The organism is Streptomyces sp. NPDC059906, from assembly GCF_042730645.1.
Taxonomy (GTDB): Bacteria; Actinomycetota; Actinomycetes; order Streptomycetales; family Streptomycetaceae; genus Streptomyces; species Streptomyces rubrogriseus.
Genome location: NZ_JBHWKU010000001.1, coordinates 479,396 through 495,726, shown reverse-complemented (window position 1 = coordinate 495,726; position 16,331 = coordinate 479,396). Strand labels below are relative to the sequence as shown.

Below are 16,331 nucleotides of genomic sequence, written 5' to 3'. Positions count from 1 at the left end.
GTCAGGGCAGCCACTGCTTCCAGACGGACTCGTGGCCGTCCACCCACTTCTTCGCCGCCTCCTCGGGCCGCATCTTCTGCTCGGCGATCATCAGGGAGACCTGGTTCTGGTCCTCCGTCGTCCACTTGAACCGCTTGAGGAACTCCGCCGCCTTGCCGCCGTCCTTCGCGAAGCCGGCGTTGAGGTACTTCTGCAGCGGGGTGACGGGGTAGGCGCAGGCGACCTTCTCCGGGTCGGCGTCGCAGCCCTCCTCGTACGGCGGCAGCTTCACCTCGGTCATGGGCACCTTCTCCATCAGCCACTGGGGGGTGTACCAGTAGCTGAGGAAGGGCTTCTTCTCCTTGGCGAACTGCTGCATCTGGGTGATCTGGGCGGCCTCGGAACCGGCGAAGACGACCTGGTAGTCCAGGTCCAGGTTCTTCACCAGGGCCTTGTCGTTGGTGACGTAGGACGGGGAGCCGTCCAGGAGCTGGCCCTTGCCGCCGCTCTCCGCGGTGCGCAGCAGGTCGGCGTACTTGTCGAGGTTCTTCCAGTTCGTGACGTCCGGGTGCTTCTTCGCGAAGTACGTCGGGACGAACCAGCCGATGTGCCCGGTGACGCCGAGGTCGCCGCCGGGGGCGATGGTCTTCTTGTCCTCGACGTAGCGCTGTTCCTGCTCGGGGTGGCCCCAGTCCTCCAGGATGGCGTCGACGCGGCCCTGGCTGAGCGCGTCCCAGGCGGGGACCTCGTCGACCTGGACGGTGTCGACGCGGTAGCCCAGCTCGTGCTCCAGCAGGTACTGGGCGACGGCCACGTTGGCCTGGGCGCCGACCCAGGACTGCACGGACAGGGTGACGGTCTTGGCGCCCTGGGCGTTGGCGTAGGGGGACGCCTGCTTGGTCATGTCGGCGGCGCCGCAGCCGGTCAGCAGCGTCAGCGCGGCCACGCCCGCGAGGGCGGAGGTCGTACGTACCCGCAGTCGCAGTCGCATGTCAGGCTCCCTTCTTCGTCGTACGGCGTTCGGTGGGCTGGGTGACGCGGTCGAGCATCAGGCCGAGGCAGACGATCGCGGCGCCCGCGACCAGGCCGGTCGCCAGGTCGCCCTGGGCGAGGCCGAAGACGACCTGGTAGCCGAGCGCGCCACCGCCGACCAGGCCGCCGATGATGACGACGGCGAGGACCAGGACGACGCCCTGGTTGACGGCGAGCAGCAGGGCCGGGCGGGCCAGCGGAAGCTGGACCTGGCGGAGCTGCTGGCCGCTGGTGGCGCCGAGCGAACGGGCCGACTCCATGGCGGCCGGGTCGACCTGGCGCAGGCCCTGGGCGGTGATGCGGACGACGGCCGGGAGGGCGTAGACGACCGCTGCCGCCACGGCGGGCGCGCGGCCCACGCCGAACAGGGCGACGACCGGGATCAGGTACACGAACTGCGGCATGGTCTGGAAGACGTCGAGCACGGGCCGCAGCAGGCGCTCGAAGCGCTCGCTGCGGGCGGCGGCGATGCCGGTGGCGAAGCCGACGACCAGGGTCACGGCGACGGCCGCGAGTACCTGCGAGAGCGTGTCCAGGGACGGGCTCCACACGCCGAGTACTCCGATCGCGGCCATCGCGAGGACGGCGGTGAGCGCGGTGCGCCAGGTGCCGATCAGCCACGCGAGGGCGGCGACGACGAGGAGTACGGACCACCAGGGCAGCCACTGGAGGCCGTCGCGGAGCGGGTTGAGGACCCAGCTGGTGAAGTGCGCGGCCCAGTCGGCGGTGCCGCCGACGACGGGGACGCCGGAGTACAGGTGGGCGGTCATCCAGTCGACGGCCCGGTTGACGGGCTCGGCGATGTTCAGCTCCCATCCGTCGGGCCAGTCGAGGAACCCGGCCAGGCGTCCGGCGAGCGCGACGGCCGCGGCGACGACCAGGGCGTACAGCCAGGTGACCGGGGACTGTCCGGACTCGCCGAGCCGTTCCCCGGCCGCGCCGGTCACCCGGTCCAGGACGACGGCGAGCAGCACGATCGGGATGCCGGCCGCGAGGGCCGCGCCGACGTCGACCGAGGCGAGTGCCTGGTAGACGCGGTCGCCGAGGCCGCCGGCGCCGATGACCGAGGCGATGACGGCCATGGACAGCGCCATCATGATCGTCTGGTTGACGCCGAGCAGGAGTTCCTTGCGGGCCAGCGGGATGCGGGCGGTGAGCAGCCGCTGGCGGGCGGTGGTGCCGAGGGACTCGACGGCCTCCAGGACCTCCCGGTCCGCGCCGCGCAGGCCCAGCGAGGTGAGCCGGGCCATGGGCGGGGCGGCGTAGACGACGGTGGCCAGGACGGCGGCGGGGACGCCGATGCCGAAGACCAGGACGACGGGGAGGAGGTAGGCGAAGGCGGGCAGCACCTGCATGGTGTCCAGCACCGGGCGCAGGACGCGGTCCATCCGGTCGGACAGGCCCGCGGCCAGGCCCAGCAGGGCGCCGACGGCGACCGACGCGAGGACGGCCACGACCATCAGGGCGAGGGTCTGCATCGTCGGCACCCACATGCCGAGCAGGCCGCAGGCCAGGAACGCGGCCGCGGTGCCGAGCGCCAGCCTCACGCCGGCCACCCGCCAGGCGACCAGGGCGCCGATCGCGGTGACCCCGGCCCAGCCGACGGCGAGGAGGGCGAGGTACACGGCGCGTACGGCGATGACGACGATGTTGCTGACGTGGCCGAAGAAGTAGAGGAACAGGGGGTGGCTGTCCCGGTTGTCGATGATCCAGTCGCTGGCCTTGCCGAGCGGTTCGGAGACGTCGACGGTGAGGGCGGTGGGCCAGGTGGCGCCGGGCCACTGCGTGGCGGCTATGGGGGCGAGGATCGCTGCCGCGAGGGCGAGGATGAGGAGCTTGCGGACGGCTCTGTTGGTGAGGATGCCCGGCGGGGCGGGCTTTCGGGCCGCGGCTGTGATCGTTGCCATCAGACCGGCTCCTCGGTGGTGGGCGCGGCGGGGGGCGTCGGCTCACGGCGCTTGGCCGGTGCCGCTGCGCCCACCCGTGCCGCCCCAGCGGCACGACTGCCCGCAGCTAGGTCGGGACTGTCCGTAGCGGCGTTGGCCACCACCGACAGGAGGTCGGTCGCGTCGACCACGCCCAGGCAGCGGCCGTCGGACATGACGCGGGCTGCCGAGCCTGCCCTCGCTACCGCCTCGATGGCCTCCGAGACCGTGGCCTCCGGGCGGATCGCCGGGCCCGTGCCCGCCTCGTCGGCGGAGGCGGCGGGGCGCATCGCCGTGCGGACGGTGAGGACCTGCTCGCGCGGGACGTCGCGGACGAACTCGCGGACGTAGTCGTCGGCGGGCGAGCCGACGATCTCCTCCGGGGTGCCGAGCTGCACCACGCGGCCGTCGCGCATCAGGGCGATGCGGTCGCCGAGTTTGAGGGCTTCCTGGAGGTCGTGGGTGATGAAGACCATCGTGCGGCCCTCCTCGCGGTGCAGCCGGACGACCTCCTCCTGCATGTCCCGCCTGATCAGCGGGTCCAGGGCGCTGAACGGCTCGTCGAAGAGCAGCACCTCGGGGTCGACGGCGAGGGCGCGGGCGAGGCCGACGCGCTGGCGCTGGCCGCCGGAGAGCTGGCCGGGGCGGCGCTGCTCCAGGCCCTCCAGGCCGACCTTGGCGACGATCGCGGCGGCGCGCTCGCGGCGCTCGGCGCGGCCCATCCCCTGGACCTCCAGGCCGTAGGCGACGTTGTCCAGGACGGTGCGGTGCGGGAGCAGGCCGAAGTGCTGGAAGACCATCGCCGCGCGGTGGCGCCGCAGTTCCCGCAGCCGGGACTTGTCCATCGCGCGGACGTCCTCGCCGTCGATGGCGATGGACCCGGCCGTCGGCTCGATGAGGCGGGTCAGGCAGCGTACGAGGGTGGACTTGCCGGAGCCGGACAGGCCCATGACGACGAAGACCTCGCCCTTGCGCACGTCGAAGGAGACGTCGGCGACGGCGGCGGTGCAGCCGGTGCGGGAGCGCAGCTCGGCCGGGCTCAGGGCGCTGAGGTCCGGGTCGGCGGGGACGCGGGCGGCCTTCGGGCCGAAGACCTTCCACAGGCCGTCGACGGAGAAGACCGGCGGACGCTCGGCCACGGTGTCGGTCGCGGCGGCGGTGGTGGTGTTCTTGTCGGTGGTGCTCTTGTCGGTGGTGTTCTTGTCGGTGGTGCTCATCGGGCGTCACCGCCGATCAGCTCGACGGCGCGCTCGCCGACCATGAGGACGCCGATCATCGGGTTGACGGCGGGCATGGTCGGGAAGACGGAGGCGTCGGCTATGCGGATGCCCTGCAGGCCGCGGATGCGCAGCTCGGGGTCGACGACGGCCTGCTCGTCGGTGGCGGCGCCCATGCGGCAGGTGCCGGCCGGGTGGTAGACGGTGTGGGCGACCTTGCGGGCGTACTCGCTCAGCTCCTCGTCGCCGGTGACGTCCGGGCCGGGGCAGACCTCGCGCTTGAGCCAGCCGGCCAGCGGCTGGGACTCGGCGATCTCGCGGGCGATGCGGATGCCGTCGACGAGGGTGCGGCCGTCGTAGTCGTCGCCGTCGGTGAAGTACCTGAAGTCCAGGGCGGGCTTCTCGGACGGGTCGGCGCTGGTGAGGTAGAGGCGGCCGCGGGACTTCGGCTTGGGGATGTTCGGGGTCATGGAGACGCCGAACTCGGGGCGCTCGTAGCCCAGTCGCTCCGGATTGTCCGTGAACGGGATCTGGTAGAAGTGGAACATCAGGTCGGGGCCCGCGTGTTCGGGGTCGCGGCGCACGAACAGACCGGCGTCGGAGTCCATCGCGGAGTTGTCCGGGATGGGGCCGTTCGTCTCCCACACGATCACCGACTCAGGGTGGTCGAGCAGGTTCTCGCCGACGCCGGGCAGGTCGAGCGCCACGGGTATGCCGAGGGCTTCGAGGTCTTCGCGAGGGCCGATGCCGGAGTGCAGCAGCAGACGTGGGGAGTCGACGGCACCGGCACACAGGACCACCTCGCCCCGCGCCTTGACCAGGATCTCCTCGCCGTCCTTGGTGCGGACGTGGACGCCCTCGGCGCGGGTGCCGTCGAGTTCGAGCCGGTACGCCCAGGTCTCCAGCATGAGCGTGAGGTTGGCGCGCTCGTCCATCACGGGGTGCAGGTACGCCACCGACGCCGAGGAGCGCTTGTTGTTCTCCGGGTGGTAGGCGAGGTCGAAGAAGCCGACGCCCTCGGTGAACGGCTTCTTGTTGAAGCCCTCGACCCGGGGGACCTGAAGCGTCTTCTGCGCGGAGTCGACGAAGTCGCGGGCGATGGCGTTCCGGTCCTTCTCGTCGACCGGGACGATGTTGTTCTTCAGCCGGGCGAAGTACGCCTCCATCTGGACCGCGCCCCAGCCCTTGGCGCCGGCCGCCTCCCACTCGTCCCAGTCGGACGGCAGCGGCTTGAAGGCGATGAGGGTGTTGTGCGAGGAGCAGCCGCCGAGGACGCGGGCGCGGCTGTGCCGGATGTGCGAGTTGCCGCGCGGCTGCTCGGTGGTGGGGTAGTCGTAGTCCAGCTCGCCGCCGAGCAGGCCCATCCAGCGGCGCAGGGTCAGCACGTCGTCGCGGCCGACGTCACTGGGGCCGCCCTCGATGACGGCGACGGTGACGTCCGGGTTCTCGGTGAGACGGGAGGCGATCACGGAGCCTGCCGTACCGCCGCCGATGACGACGTAGTCGTAGACGTGAGTGGTTTCTGGCATGGGGGTACTCCAGTGGGGCGAGCGGATGGTGCGGGGACGTGCGAGACGTACGGAGACGGGAGTGGTCAGCCGGAGAACCAGCGGACGGGCTTCGGCGCGAGGTTCTGGTAGACGTGCTTGCTCTCGCGGTACTCGTCGAGGCCCGCGGGGCCCAGTTCGCGGCCCACGCCGCTCTTGCCGAAGCCGCCCCACTCCGCCTGCGGCAGGTAGGGGTGGAAGTCGTTGATCCACACGGTGCCGTGCCGCAGCCGGCCCGCGACCCGGCGGGCCCGTCCCGCGTCGGCGGTCCAGACGGCACCGGCCAGACCGTACTCGGTGTCGTTGGCGAGGGCTACGGCCTCGTCCTCGGTCTGGAAGGTCTCGACGGTGAGGACCGGTCCGAAGACCTCCTCCCGTACGACCCGCATCTCGCGGTGGCAGTGGTCGAGGACGGTCGGCTCGTAGAAGTAGCCGGACTCGGGCCGCTGGGGCGACGGCTCGGGACGGCGGCCGCCGCAGCGCAGCTCGGCGCCCTCGGCGAGGGCGGAGGCGACGTGGTCCTCGGTCTTGGCGCGCTGCTGGGCGGAGACGAGCGGGCCGCACTCGACGCCTTCCTCGGTGCCGCGGCCGAGGCGGATCCGCTCCGCGCGGCGGGCGAGTTCGGCGACGAAGCGTTCGCGGACCGACTCCTCGACGATGAGGCGGCCGCCGGCGGAGCAGACCTGCCCGCTGTGGATGAAGGCGGCGTTGAGGGCCTGGTCGACGGCGGTGTCGAAGCCCTCCTCGGTCTCGCAGGCGTCGGCGAAGACCACGTTGGGGTTCTTGCCGCCGAGTTCGAGGGCGACCTTCTTGACGGTGACGGCGGCGGCCTGGGCGACCTTGATGCCGCTGGTCAGGCCGCCGGTGAAGGAGACCAGGTCGACGTCGGGGTGCTCGGCGAGCCGGGCGCCGACGGTGTGCCCGGGGCCGGTGACGATGTTCGCGACGCCGGTGGGGAGACCGGCCTCGACGAGCAGGTCGATCAGGGCGACCGTGGTGAGGGGGGTGATCTCGCTGGGCTTGATCACGAAGGTGTTGCCGGCGGCCAGCGCCGGGGCGATCTTCCAACTGGCCTGGAGAAGCGGGTAGTTCCAGGGCGTGATCATCGCGCAGACGCCGACCGGCTCGTGCACGACGACGCTGTGCACCTCGGGCGAGCCCGCGTCGACGACGCGGCCGGGGGCCTCGCCCGCGACCAGGTCGGCGAAGTAGCGGAAGGCGTCGGCGACGCAGTCGATGTCGACGCGCCCCTCCTCGACGGTCTTGCCCGCGTCGCGGCTCTCCAGCAGGCCCAGCTTCTCGCGGTCGCGCACCAGGAGGCCGGCGACGCGGCGCAGCAGGGCGGCACGCTCGGCGACCGGGGTGTGCGGCCAGTCGCCCGCGTCGAAGGCGCGGCGGGCGGCGGCCACCGCGAGGTCGGTGTCCTTCTCGTCGCCCTCCGCGACCACGGCGAACGCCACGGCGTCCGCGGGGTCGAGGATCTCGCGCGTGGCGCCGGAGGACGCCGCGAGCCACTCGCCTCCCGCGTGGATGGTCCGGTGCGCCCGCTCCGCCGGAGTGTGCGTGCTGTTCGCCATGGTCGGTGTTGCCTTCCGTTCCTGATCGGTCCCCCTGCGTCACCCGGGTGTCGCTCTCGGGGACCGTGAGCCCCTGCCCCGCGACCCCGTTTGCATGCCGATTCGACAGCCGAAAGTGCGGCGCATCACGAAGGAAAGCGACAAAAGGGTCTTATGGGTGCACAGAATATGGGTGCACAGAAACGGACACGGGCCCCGTCCCGGTCTGAACCGGAACGGGGCCCGTGCGGGCGTCGGGGCGGGCTCAGATGAGGCCGAGACCGCGGACCGCCTCGCGCTCCTCCGACAGCTCCTTGACGGAGGCGTCGATGCGGGCGCGGGAGAACTCGTTGATGTCCAGGCCCTGGACGATCTCGTACGAGCCGTCCTTCGTGGTGACCGGGAAGGAGGAGATGATGCCCTCCGGGACGCCGTAGGAGCCGTCCGACGGGATGCCCATGGAGGTCCAGTCGCCCTCGGCGGTGCCGTTGACCCACGTGTGCACGTGGTCGATGGCGGCGTTGGCGGCGGAGGCGGCCGAGGAGGCGCCGCGGGCCTCGATGATGGCGGCGCCGCGCTTGGCGACGGTCGGGATGAACTCGTCGGCCAGCCACTTCTCGTCGTTCACGGCCTCGGCGGCGTTCTTGCCCGCGACGGTGGCGTGGAAGATGTCCGGGTACTGGGTGGCCGAGTGGTTGCCCCAGATGGTCAGGCGCTTGATGTCGGCGACCGTCGAGCCCGTCTTCTTCGCGAGCTGGGTCAGCGCGCGGTTGTGGTCGAGGCGGGTCATCGCGGTGAAGCGCTCGGCCGGTACGTCCGGGGCGGCGGCCTGGGCGATCAGGGCGTTGGTGTTGGCCGGGTTGCCGACGACGAGGACCTTGATGTCGTCCGCGGCGTGGTCGTTGATGGCCTTGCCCTGCGGCTTGAAGATGCCGCCGTTGGCCTCCAGGAGGTCGCCGCGCTCCATGCCCTTGGTGCGGGGGCGGGCGCCGACGAGGAGGGCGACGTTGGTGCCGTCGAAGGCCACGTTCGGGTCGTCGGTGATCTCGATGCCCTGAAGGAGCGGGAACGCGCAGTCGTCCAGCTCCATCGCGGTGCCCTCGGCGGCCTTGAGCGCCGGAGTGATCTCCAGGAGGCGCAGCCTGACCGGCACGTCCGCGCCGAGCAGCTGGCCGGAGGCGATGCGGAAGAGCAGGGCGTAACCGATCTGGCCGGCCGCGCCGGTGACGGTGACGTTCACGGGAGTGCGAGTCATGGCGTTCTCCGTATGACAGCTGGCGGTGGGGCGTCCCGGCCCCGGGCGTTTGATCGATCTCTTGGTATCAAGAGATCGATCCAGCCGTCAGGCTATCGCGCCCGTGGTGTCCGGCACGTCCGGGTCGGTGTGGCCCGGCCCACAGGACCGGGCCGCGGAACGGCCGAAGGGCGCGCAAAAGAAGGCGGCCGCCTGTCCGGGAGAGGGAGGACGAAGGCGACCGCCGTTCGGGGATACCGTTGCCGGACTCCCGTGGGGGTACTTCTCGCGTGCCCGTCACGCCGCGGGGCATGCCTGCCCGGGACGAACTTTCTTCACCGGCCCGCCGTCGGCCGCCGTACGCCCGTCGTCGGCCGCCGTATGCCCGCCGTACGCCCGCTGCGGCCCGCGCGCCGCTACTTCGTGCAGCCCTGCGTCCCCGTCGCCAGCGTCGCGCACGCCGTGGCGTCGGCCGCGGACTTCACGGCGACCATCGGGGTGTACGCGACGGTGCTGCCGGCGGTGCCGACCGTCGCCCGCTGCTCGCCCGCGCCACCGGCGCTCACCTGGACCTCGTCGCCCTGTGCGGCCTGGGTGACGCGGGCCCACGCGGCACCGCAGACCTCGCTGTAGCGGACCTCGACGGCGGCGGTGCCGACCACGGCGGTCGCGCCGGTGGTCACCAGGTCGCCGCCGCAGCCCATGGCCTCCGGGTCCTTGCCGGTGCAGGCGTCGCCGCTGCACTTCACGCCCGGCGGCAGCTTCGGCTTGCTGCTCACGGTGGGGGACGGAGAGGGCTTGGTGCCCTCGTTCTTCTTGTCGCCGCCGTCCCTCAGGAGGAAGAAGGCGCCCGCGATCACGACGAGGACACCGACGACGCCCGCGACGACGGTCGTCATCCGCTTGTTGCCGCCGCCGCCCGGAGGTGTCCGGCGGGACGCACGGGGGCCGCCGTGCGGGGGCTCGCCGTACGCGCCGGCAGGGCCGGGGCCGTGCGGCTCGGCGGGGCCGGTCGGCCCCGTGGGCTCCCCGGTGCCGGTCCGGACGCCGGAGCGGGCCGCGCGGTCACCGGTCGGCGCGGGGCCGCGGTACCCGGCGAGACCCCACGAGTTGCCGTCGGTCGCTCCGCCGGGGGACGGGACGGAGGACGCACCGGGTCCGCCGTCGTCCCGGACCGCGCCGAGGGCCGAGTCGGGGCTGTCGGCGGCCGTCGGCTGGGCCGGCACCGTCGGCGGCAGCGTGGGCGACACACCCGCGGGCCCGGCGACCCCGGACGCGGCCGACGCGCCCCCGCCGTGACGGCCGGTCCGGCTCCCCTTGCCGGTCCTGCCGCCGTGGGCCGACCTGGCCGCGGAGCCGCCCGACCTGGCCGCGGGCGTGCCCGGTTCGCCGAGCGCCGCACGGGCCTGGGAGATCCGGATGGCCTCCATGGTCATGTCGTGGCGCATCTCCGAGCGGCTCCAGGCGCGCTCGGCCAGCTCCCACATGGTGGTCAGGTGGACGGGGTTGGTCCCCGTCACCTCCGCCAGGGCCACGATGGCGCCCTTCGGCGCCAGCAGGCGGCCGTTCAGATAGCGCTCCCAGGACGTCTTGCTGTAGCCCGTGGCGTCGGCCACCGACGCCACACTCAGCTCGCTGCGGTCCACGAGCCGGCGCAGCTGACTGGCGAACTCCCTGATCTGCGGATCGAGTTCCTCCGGCAAGGCCTTCCAACGAGGCACTGCTTCCCCCTCTTCCCCCGGTGACGTGCTGATCGTTTCCCCGCTGGTCCCCGCGCGCGGCGTCCCCCCGCGCGGCACCCGTTTCTGGCTACCCACAGGGATGCGCCCGGTCAGGATCTCAGTTCCCGGGGTGGGGGCGCACAGGAGCACAGAGGCCGCGAACGTGCACCGTCGCACGCCCACCGACCCGGGGTCCAGTGTCCCACCGGCGGTGCCGTGACCGGAACGGAACCCCCGAGAAGGAGGCGCGTAGCGGAGTAGCGGAACGGTCACTTCCGTGCCACAGCGCCCGGCCAGGCGTTGAACAGCGCGTTCGAAGTGCAGGAAGGTTGTTCCCGGCGGCGGCCCGTCCTTTCACGGGGGTGAGGACGGGCCGCCGTCCCGCGTCGCGGTCAGCTGACCGTGAAGTGCAGGGTGTCCTTGAGGAACGGAATCTCCAGCACCGGGTTCGGCTGGGCCATCAGCGCCAGCAGGGCGATGGAGAGGCCGAGGACGCCGTAGGTCGCGATGTCCGTGAAGCGCGAGCGCACGGCGAGCATGCCGACGCGGGGCATCGTCCAGCGGAGCGCGGCGCCGAGCAGCAAGGCGGCGCCGACGAGGACCAGCCCCCAGCGGAACACGTCCAGTGCGGTCAGCAGGAGCCCCAGGCCGACCAGCAGTGTCACGGTGAGCACCGGCCACTGCCGGGCGGGCGCCGGGGCGTCGCCGGCCGCGGCCCGGCCGCCGCCCTCGGGCCGGGCGGTGTCACGGGTGAAGAGCGGGAACCGGCGCGTGGTGCGCCGCGGCCGCCCCTCGTCGTCGGGCGCGCTGACGGGATCGCGGACGGTGATGCCGTCCGCCTCCTCCCCGGCGGCCTGTGCCGCCTGCGGGGCCCCGTCCCGCGGGGCCCCGTCCTGCGGGGTCCCGTCCCGCGGGGCCCCGTCCTCCGGGGTCTCGTCCTCCGGGGTCTCGTCCTCCGGGGTCCCGTCCTGTGGGACCCGCGCGTCGCCCGGACGCTCGGCGTTGGTGTCCTCAGCGGGCACTGCGCTCCGCCGCCTCCACCACGTTGACGAGCAGCTGGGCCCGGGTCATCGGGCCGACGCCGCCGGGGTTCGGGGAGATCCAGGCGGCCACCTCGGCCACGCCGGGGTGCACGTCGCCCATGATCTTGCCCTCGGCGTTGCGGGAGACGCCGACGTCGAGAACGGCCGCGCCCGGCTTGACGTCCTCGGGCCGGACCAGGTGCGGGGAACCGGCCGCGGCGATCACGATGTCCGCGCGCTTGAGGTGGGCGGCCAGGTCCCGGGTGCCGGTGTGGCACTGGGTCACCGTGGCGTTCTCGCTGCGCCGGGTGAGCAGCAGCGGCATCGGGCGGCCGATGGTGACGCCGCGGCCGACGACCACCACCTCGGCGCCCTTGATCTCGACGCCGTAGCGGCGCAGGAGGGTGAGGATGCCGTTGGGGGTGCAGGGCAGCGGTGCCGGCTCGTTCAGGACGAGGCGGCCCAGGTTCATCGGGTGCAGGCCGTCCGCGTCCTTGTCCGGGTCCATCAGTTCGAGGATGCGGTTCTCGTCGATGCCGCGGGGCAGCGGCAGCTGGACGATGTACCCCGTACAGGCCGGGTCCTCGTTCAGCTCGCGGACGACCGCCTCGATCTCCTCCTGCGTGGCCGTGGCCGGCAGTTCGCGCTGGATGGAGGCGATGCCGACCTGGGCGCAGTCGCGGTGCTTGCCGGCGACGTACTTCTGGCTGCCTGGATCGTCGCCGACCAGGACGGTGCCGAGGCCGGGCGTGACACCCCTCTCCTTCAGCGCCGCCACGCGGGCGGTCAGTTCGGACTTGATCGCGGCTGCGGTGGCCTTGCCATCGAGAATCTGGGCGGTCATGCCCCCATCCTCGCGGATGACCGGCCCCCGGTTCCAATCAGGTCGGCATGCGGGCACCGCGCGGGAACCTTCGGGACGCCACGGGACACGTCCCGCCCTATCCGCTCATGATCGACGTTGTTGCACTTGCACAACGCCTTGCGAACGGGCTGGACAAGTAAGAGTTCGGTCAAGAACGATTGGGCTGCACAGTGCCGCGGGGCCGTACCGGGGGGACGAACCGCTCAAGATGAACCTCCTCCGAGCCGAGCCGCGCGCCGTCCCCGCACTTGACAGCGACGGAGGAAGACCCGCCATGAGTTTCGGCGACCCGAACAACCCCTACGGCCCCCCGCAGGGCGGCCAGCAGCCGAACTACGGCTACCCGCAGCAGCAGCCCCAGGGCCAGCCCGGCCAGCCCGGTTACGGCTACCCCCAGGCTCCCCCGGTGTCGGCCGGCTACGGCTACCCGGCCGCCCCGACCTCGATGCCCGGCACGGTCAGCGCTGCGCGCGTCATGCTGTGGGTCATCTTCGGCCTCCAGCTCGTCGGTGTGGCCCTGTTCGCCATCAGCGCCGCGAGCGTGGACGCCGCGAAGAACGACGAGCAGCTGAAGGACGATGCCGCTTTCCAGCAGCTGGCCGACTACTCGTCCGGCATGCTGTGGGGCCTCGTGGCGTTCGCGCTGGTGTGGGGTGTGATCGCGCTCGTCTTCGCGATCAAGGTCGGCAGTGGTGGCAACGGCGTCCGGATAGCGACCATGATCTTCGCCATCATCACCGCGATCCTCGGCCTGTACCCGTTCATCCTGGTGGGTCTGGTCCACACGGTGCTCGCCGTCCTGGTCGCCGTGTTCGTCGGGAACTCGAACGGCTCGGCCTGGTACAAGCGCCCCCGCTACTGAGCACCGGGCGCCGGGTACCGCGACTGAACAGTTCGCGCCAATCACCACGCAGGGCCGTGTCTCACCCGTACGAGGGGGGCACGGCCCTGGTGCGTCGCCCTAGGCTGGCTCGGGTAGCCGTCAGGCACGGGGAGACGCACCTTGTACAGCATCATCGTGGTACCTCCGCCGACCACGGAGGACGAAGACACCGCCACCCAGCACCGGCTCGCGCCCGGCGAACGGCTCGTCTTCGGGCGGTCCGTGCCCGGGGGCGGGCTGCGGATCGGGCACGACGGGGTGTCCCGCAGAGCCGGTGAGATCGCGGCGCACGGCACCTTCTGGACCCTGAGCAACCTCTCCGCCCATCAGACCTACGTGGTGGAGAACCCGGAGGGCGCGGGCGAGCACATCAAGGTGGCGCCCGGCCGCCTGGACGCCCCGGTGCCGTTCGAGTTCTCGCGGATCGTGCTGCCCGCCGCCGGTGACCTGCTGCCGGTCGAGGTGTGGGCGCCGCGCCACGACTACCTGCGCGGCGAGGACGGCACCGACGGCGAGCCGACCGCCCCGGCCTTCTCCGTCGACCGCACCAAGCGGTACTTCGCGGTGCTGGCCGCGCTGTGCGAGCCGCGGCTGCGCGGGGCGCCGCACGCTCCGCTGCCCACCATGGACCAGGTCGTCGAACGGCTCCGCCCGGCCTGGCCGGCCGCCTCCCGTACGTCGGTGCAGTGGAACATCGACTACCTCGCGGTGAAGCTGCGGCTGAAGCCGGGCCCGGAGACCGCCGAGCCGGGCCCACGGCTGAACGGCAAGAAGGAGTCGCTGGTCTCGCTGGCGCTCCGCTTCGACCTGGTCCGCGAGGACGACCTGGTGGTCCTCGCGGCACCGTCCGGCCAGGCCCTGCGATGACCGAGCCGTACGCGGTCCCGGTCCCCAAGGGGTACCGGGTGGGCGTCTGGGAGGTGCACGCCCCGATCGCGACCGGCGCCTTCGGAAGCGTGTACGCGGCACGCCGCACCGACGGCGACGACGACACGAAGGCCGCGCCGACGCGGCCCGCCGGAGAAGGTACGGGACACCGCCCGAGCCGACCCGGAACGACCGCCACCGACGGCACCGACGGCAGCCACGGGACCCACAACCCGACCCGCCCACACACCGGCAAGGCCCACCCGGCCGAGGACGACACGGACGACACGGACGACACGGACGACCCGGAGCGCACAGGCGGGACCCGCACGCCGCGACGCCCGGGTCGACCCGGCGGGGACGGCACCGGTCGCGGTGGCGGTGTGGGCGGGGAGGTCCCCGACACCGTCGCGCTGAAGTTCCTGCCCACCGGCACCGGCACCCCGCGGCAGCTGTCCCACCTGCGGGACCTGGTCGAGCGCGAGGTCGAGTTGTTGCGCCGGCTGCGGCAGCCCCGGCTGATCCGGATGTACGAGACCCTCACCGTCGACGACCCCGCCCACCCCCGGCTCGACGGCGCCACCGTCCTCGTCCTGGAGCGGGCCGAGGGCTCGCTGTCCGCCCTGCTCGCCGCCACGCCCCGCCCGCCGGCCGGGCCCGCGCTGCTCGCGCAGGTCTGCGAGGGTCTGCAGCAACTGCACCGTGCGGGCTGGGTGCACGGCGACCTCAAACCGGCCAACGTGCTGCTGATGGCGGACGGTTCGGCCCGGCTGGCCGACTTCAACATGGCCGCCGAGCTGGAGGGCACCCACGCCTACACGCCCGCCTTCTCCACCCCGGACTACACGCCCCCCGAGCTGCTGTGGTCCGAGATCGGCGAACGGGGCCGCCGGATCCGCCCCTCCGCCGACGTGTGGGCCTTCGGCGTCCTGGCCCACCTGGTGCTCACGGGTTCCTTCCCGCTGCCCGGCGGCACCCCCACGGCCCGCCGCGACGCCGCCGTCGCGTACGCCCGCGGCGGCCACGAGCTGCGCCTGTCGCCCGAACTGCCTCCGGGGTGGCGGGACATCGTGCGGGCGTGCCTGACCCGTACGCACGCCGACCGGATCGGCACCGACGCCCTGTTGCGCCGGGTGACGGGTACGACGGGGGGCGTGAGCGGCAGGGCGAGGTTCTCGCTGCGGGCCCGCGCACGCCCCCGGCGCAGGGTCCTGGCGGCCGTGGCCGCGGGCCTCCTCGCCCTCGCCGCGCTCGGCTACGGCGCCGCCCGCTGGGCCGGTGACGGCCGGGACCCCGTCGCGGGCCCGCGCCCCGGCGGCACCGCGAGCGTCGCCGCCGCCTCCTACGGGGCGGCCGAACTGCGCACCGACCGGGACGTGCCGCCGGCGTACCGCCTGCTGATCGTGGAGACGGCGCACGACTGCGACCGCGAGGAGGTCAGCCCGGCCCTGATCGCGGCCATGCTGAAGGTGGAGAGCGACTTCGACCCGGATCTCGCCGACCCGGCCAAGGACGAGTACGGCATCGCCCGCTGGACGCCGAGCGTGCTGCGCTGGTGGATGAACGAGGACGGCACACCGGGCGAGACCGTGCCGCAGCCGCCGTTCCCGCCCGCCGAGTCCGTTCCCGCGATGGGCCGTTACCTGTGCTGGATCACGCCCCGTCTCGACGCCGGCCTGCCGGGCGACCGCAGCGTGCTGGTCGCCGTGGCGTACCGGACGTCGTACCGGAAGGTGAACGACGCGGGCGGTGTTCCCCCGAAGTACCGCGACTACGCCGACCGCGTCGCTCACCACCTCAAGGAGTACACGCCCCGGCGGGGGAAGTGACCCTGGGAGTTCCCAGGTTCCGCACGGCGGGCCCGGGGGGCACGGTGTGAGCACACCGCCTCGGCGGTACGACACCGACGTTCACGGGGGAACGACAATGAACATCGTCAAGCCCGCAGCACTCCTTCTCGCGGCCACGGCCCTGGCCGCCGGCTCCACGGCCGCGGCCACGGCCGCCGACAGCCCGGGCGGCACCCGGGTGACCGGCCTGGAGCGGACGGCCGACCAGGTCCTGGCCGACAGCCCGAAGCCCCTGCGCGTGACCGCCGACGCGGTCGAGTACGAGGGCCTCACCGTGACGGACGCGCCCGTGACCAAGGGCGCCCAGGACCTGGCCTGCGACTACGGCCACCTCTGCATGGTCGTCAAGGGCACGAAGTTCGACTTCTACAAGTGCCAGATGTGGAAGCTCTCCAACTGGACGGGCAAGGGCCCGTTCACCAACAACCAGACCCCGGGCACGGTCGCCAAGTTCTACAACAAGGACCGCAGCGTCCGCTGGAGGTCCACGGCCTACGAGGCGGGCCGGGCGAACTGGAGCCCGGTCTGGTACCTGCGCCCCTGCTGACCCGCCCGGGTCCGGCGGCCCCCGTCCCTCCCCCTGCGGAGGGACGGGGGCCGTTCCGCGCCGTCCGGACACCACCCCCGACCCGC

Annotated in this window: 13 protein-coding genes; 4 read left to right on the top strand and 9 right to left on the bottom strand. The window is 72.7% G+C overall.

Annotated features, from left to right (window positions below; genetic code table 11):
- Window position 1: 1 nt before the first annotated feature.
- The 9 genes from ACFV9J_RS02405 to ACFV9J_RS02365 all read right to left on the bottom strand — a co-directional run bounded on the left by ACFV9J_RS02405 (window position 2) and on the right by ACFV9J_RS02365 (window position 12,077).
- The gene (locus ACFV9J_RS02405) at window positions 2-958 is read right to left on the bottom strand and encodes an ABC transporter substrate-binding protein (RefSeq protein WP_385348876.1); all 957 of its coding nucleotides are present in this window, start codon (window positions 956-958) and stop codon (window positions 2-4) included.
- A 13-nt stretch (window positions 959-971) separates the two neighbouring features.
- On the bottom strand, window positions 972-2,918 hold the full coding sequence (locus ACFV9J_RS02400; protein WP_385348566.1) for an ABC transporter permease: 1,947 nt from the start codon (window positions 2,916-2,918) through the stop codon (window positions 972-974).
- A complete protein-coding gene (locus ACFV9J_RS02395) occupies window positions 2,918-4,153 on the bottom strand; it encodes a glycine betaine/L-proline ABC transporter ATP-binding protein (protein ID WP_385348563.1) in 1,236 nt (411 codons plus the stop codon). The genes ACFV9J_RS02400 and ACFV9J_RS02395 overlap by 1 nt, the downstream gene beginning before the upstream one ends.
- Window positions 4,150-5,682, bottom strand: a complete 1,533-nt coding sequence (locus ACFV9J_RS02390; RefSeq protein ID WP_385348561.1) for a GMC family oxidoreductase — start codon at window positions 5,680-5,682, stop codon at window positions 4,150-4,152. The genes ACFV9J_RS02395 and ACFV9J_RS02390 overlap by 4 nt, the downstream gene beginning before the upstream one ends.
- 65 nt (window positions 5,683-5,747) lie before the next feature.
- A complete protein-coding gene (locus tag ACFV9J_RS02385) occupies window positions 5,748-7,277 on the bottom strand; it encodes an aldehyde dehydrogenase family protein (protein WP_385348558.1) in 1,530 nt (509 codons plus the stop codon).
- Window positions 7,278-7,521: 244 nt separating this feature from the next.
- Window positions 7,522-8,511: a malate dehydrogenase gene (locus tag ACFV9J_RS02380; protein ID WP_385348555.1), complete on the bottom strand. Its 990-nt coding sequence runs from the start codon at window positions 8,509-8,511 to the stop codon at window positions 7,522-7,524.
- Window positions 8,512-8,906: 395 nt separating this feature from the next.
- Window positions 8,907-10,211, bottom strand: a complete 1,305-nt coding sequence (locus ACFV9J_RS02375) for a DUF2690 domain-containing protein (protein WP_385348553.1) — start codon at window positions 10,209-10,211, stop codon at window positions 8,907-8,909.
- 392 nt (window positions 10,212-10,603) lie between these two features.
- A complete protein-coding gene (locus ACFV9J_RS02370; protein WP_385348550.1) occupies window positions 10,604-11,233 on the bottom strand; it encodes a DUF3017 domain-containing protein in 630 nt (209 codons plus the stop codon).
- On the bottom strand, window positions 11,223-12,077 hold the full coding sequence (locus ACFV9J_RS02365; protein ID WP_385348548.1) for a bifunctional methylenetetrahydrofolate dehydrogenase/methenyltetrahydrofolate cyclohydrolase: 855 nt from the start codon (window positions 12,075-12,077) through the stop codon (window positions 11,223-11,225). Before ACFV9J_RS02365 ends, ACFV9J_RS02370 begins: the two co-directional genes overlap by 11 nt.
- A 295-nt stretch (window positions 12,078-12,372) precedes the next feature.
- Here ACFV9J_RS02365 and ACFV9J_RS02360 point away from each other — a divergent pair, with 295 nt between their 5' ends.
- The 4 genes from ACFV9J_RS02360 (at window position 12,373) to ACFV9J_RS02345 (ending at window position 16,245) form a co-directional block, all read left to right on the top strand.
- Window positions 12,373-12,960 (top strand): hypothetical protein, encoded by a 588-nt coding sequence (locus ACFV9J_RS02360; RefSeq protein WP_385348546.1) that lies wholly within the window; start codon window positions 12,373-12,375, stop codon window positions 12,958-12,960.
- A 141-nt stretch (window positions 12,961-13,101) separates the two neighbouring features.
- Window positions 13,102-13,848 (top strand): FHA domain-containing protein, encoded by a 747-nt coding sequence (locus ACFV9J_RS02355; RefSeq protein WP_385348543.1) that lies wholly within the window; start codon window positions 13,102-13,104, stop codon window positions 13,846-13,848.
- Window positions 13,845-15,677 carry a serine/threonine protein kinase gene (locus ACFV9J_RS02350; protein WP_385348540.1) on the top strand — a complete coding sequence of 611 codons (1,833 nt, stop codon included), beginning with the start codon at window positions 13,845-13,847 and terminating at the stop codon, window positions 15,675-15,677. Before ACFV9J_RS02355 ends, ACFV9J_RS02350 begins: the two co-directional genes overlap by 4 nt.
- A gap of 97 nt (window positions 15,678-15,774) precedes the next feature.
- On the top strand, window positions 15,775-16,245 hold the full coding sequence (locus ACFV9J_RS02345; RefSeq protein WP_385348537.1) for a hypothetical protein: 471 nt from the start codon (window positions 15,775-15,777) through the stop codon (window positions 16,243-16,245).
- The last annotated feature ends 86 nt before the right edge of the window (window positions 16,246-16,331 follow it).

Excerpts from the sequence above, each read along its gene's own strand:
- ACFV9J_RS02390 (WP_385348561.1), bottom strand. The coding sequence starts at position 5,682 with ATGCCAGAAACCACTCACGTCTACGACTACGTCGTCATCGGCGGCGGT.
- ACFV9J_RS02360 (WP_385348546.1), top strand. The coding sequence starts at position 12,373 with ATGAGTTTCGGCGACCCGAACAACCCCTACGGCCCCCCGCAGGGCGGC.
- ACFV9J_RS02350 (WP_385348540.1), top strand. The coding sequence starts at position 13,845 with ATGACCGAGCCGTACGCGGTCCCGGTCCCCAAGGGGTACCGGGTGGGC.
- ACFV9J_RS02385 (WP_385348558.1), bottom strand. The coding sequence starts at position 7,277 with ATGGCGAACAGCACGCACACTCCGGCGGAGCGGGCGCACCGGACCATC.
- ACFV9J_RS02380 (WP_385348555.1), bottom strand. The coding sequence starts at position 8,511 with ATGACTCGCACTCCCGTGAACGTCACCGTCACCGGCGCGGCCGGCCAG.
- ACFV9J_RS02345 (WP_385348537.1), top strand. The coding sequence starts at position 15,775 with ATGAACATCGTCAAGCCCGCAGCACTCCTTCTCGCGGCCACGGCCCTG.
- ACFV9J_RS02400 (WP_385348566.1), bottom strand. The coding sequence starts at position 2,918 with ATGGCAACGATCACAGCCGCGGCCCGAAAGCCCGCCCCGCCGGGCATC.
- ACFV9J_RS02365 (WP_385348548.1), bottom strand. The coding sequence starts at position 12,077 with ATGACCGCCCAGATTCTCGATGGCAAGGCCACCGCAGCCGCGATCAAG.
- ACFV9J_RS02395 (WP_385348563.1), bottom strand. The coding sequence starts at position 4,153 with ATGAGCACCACCGACAAGAACACCACCGACAAGAGCACCACCGACAAG.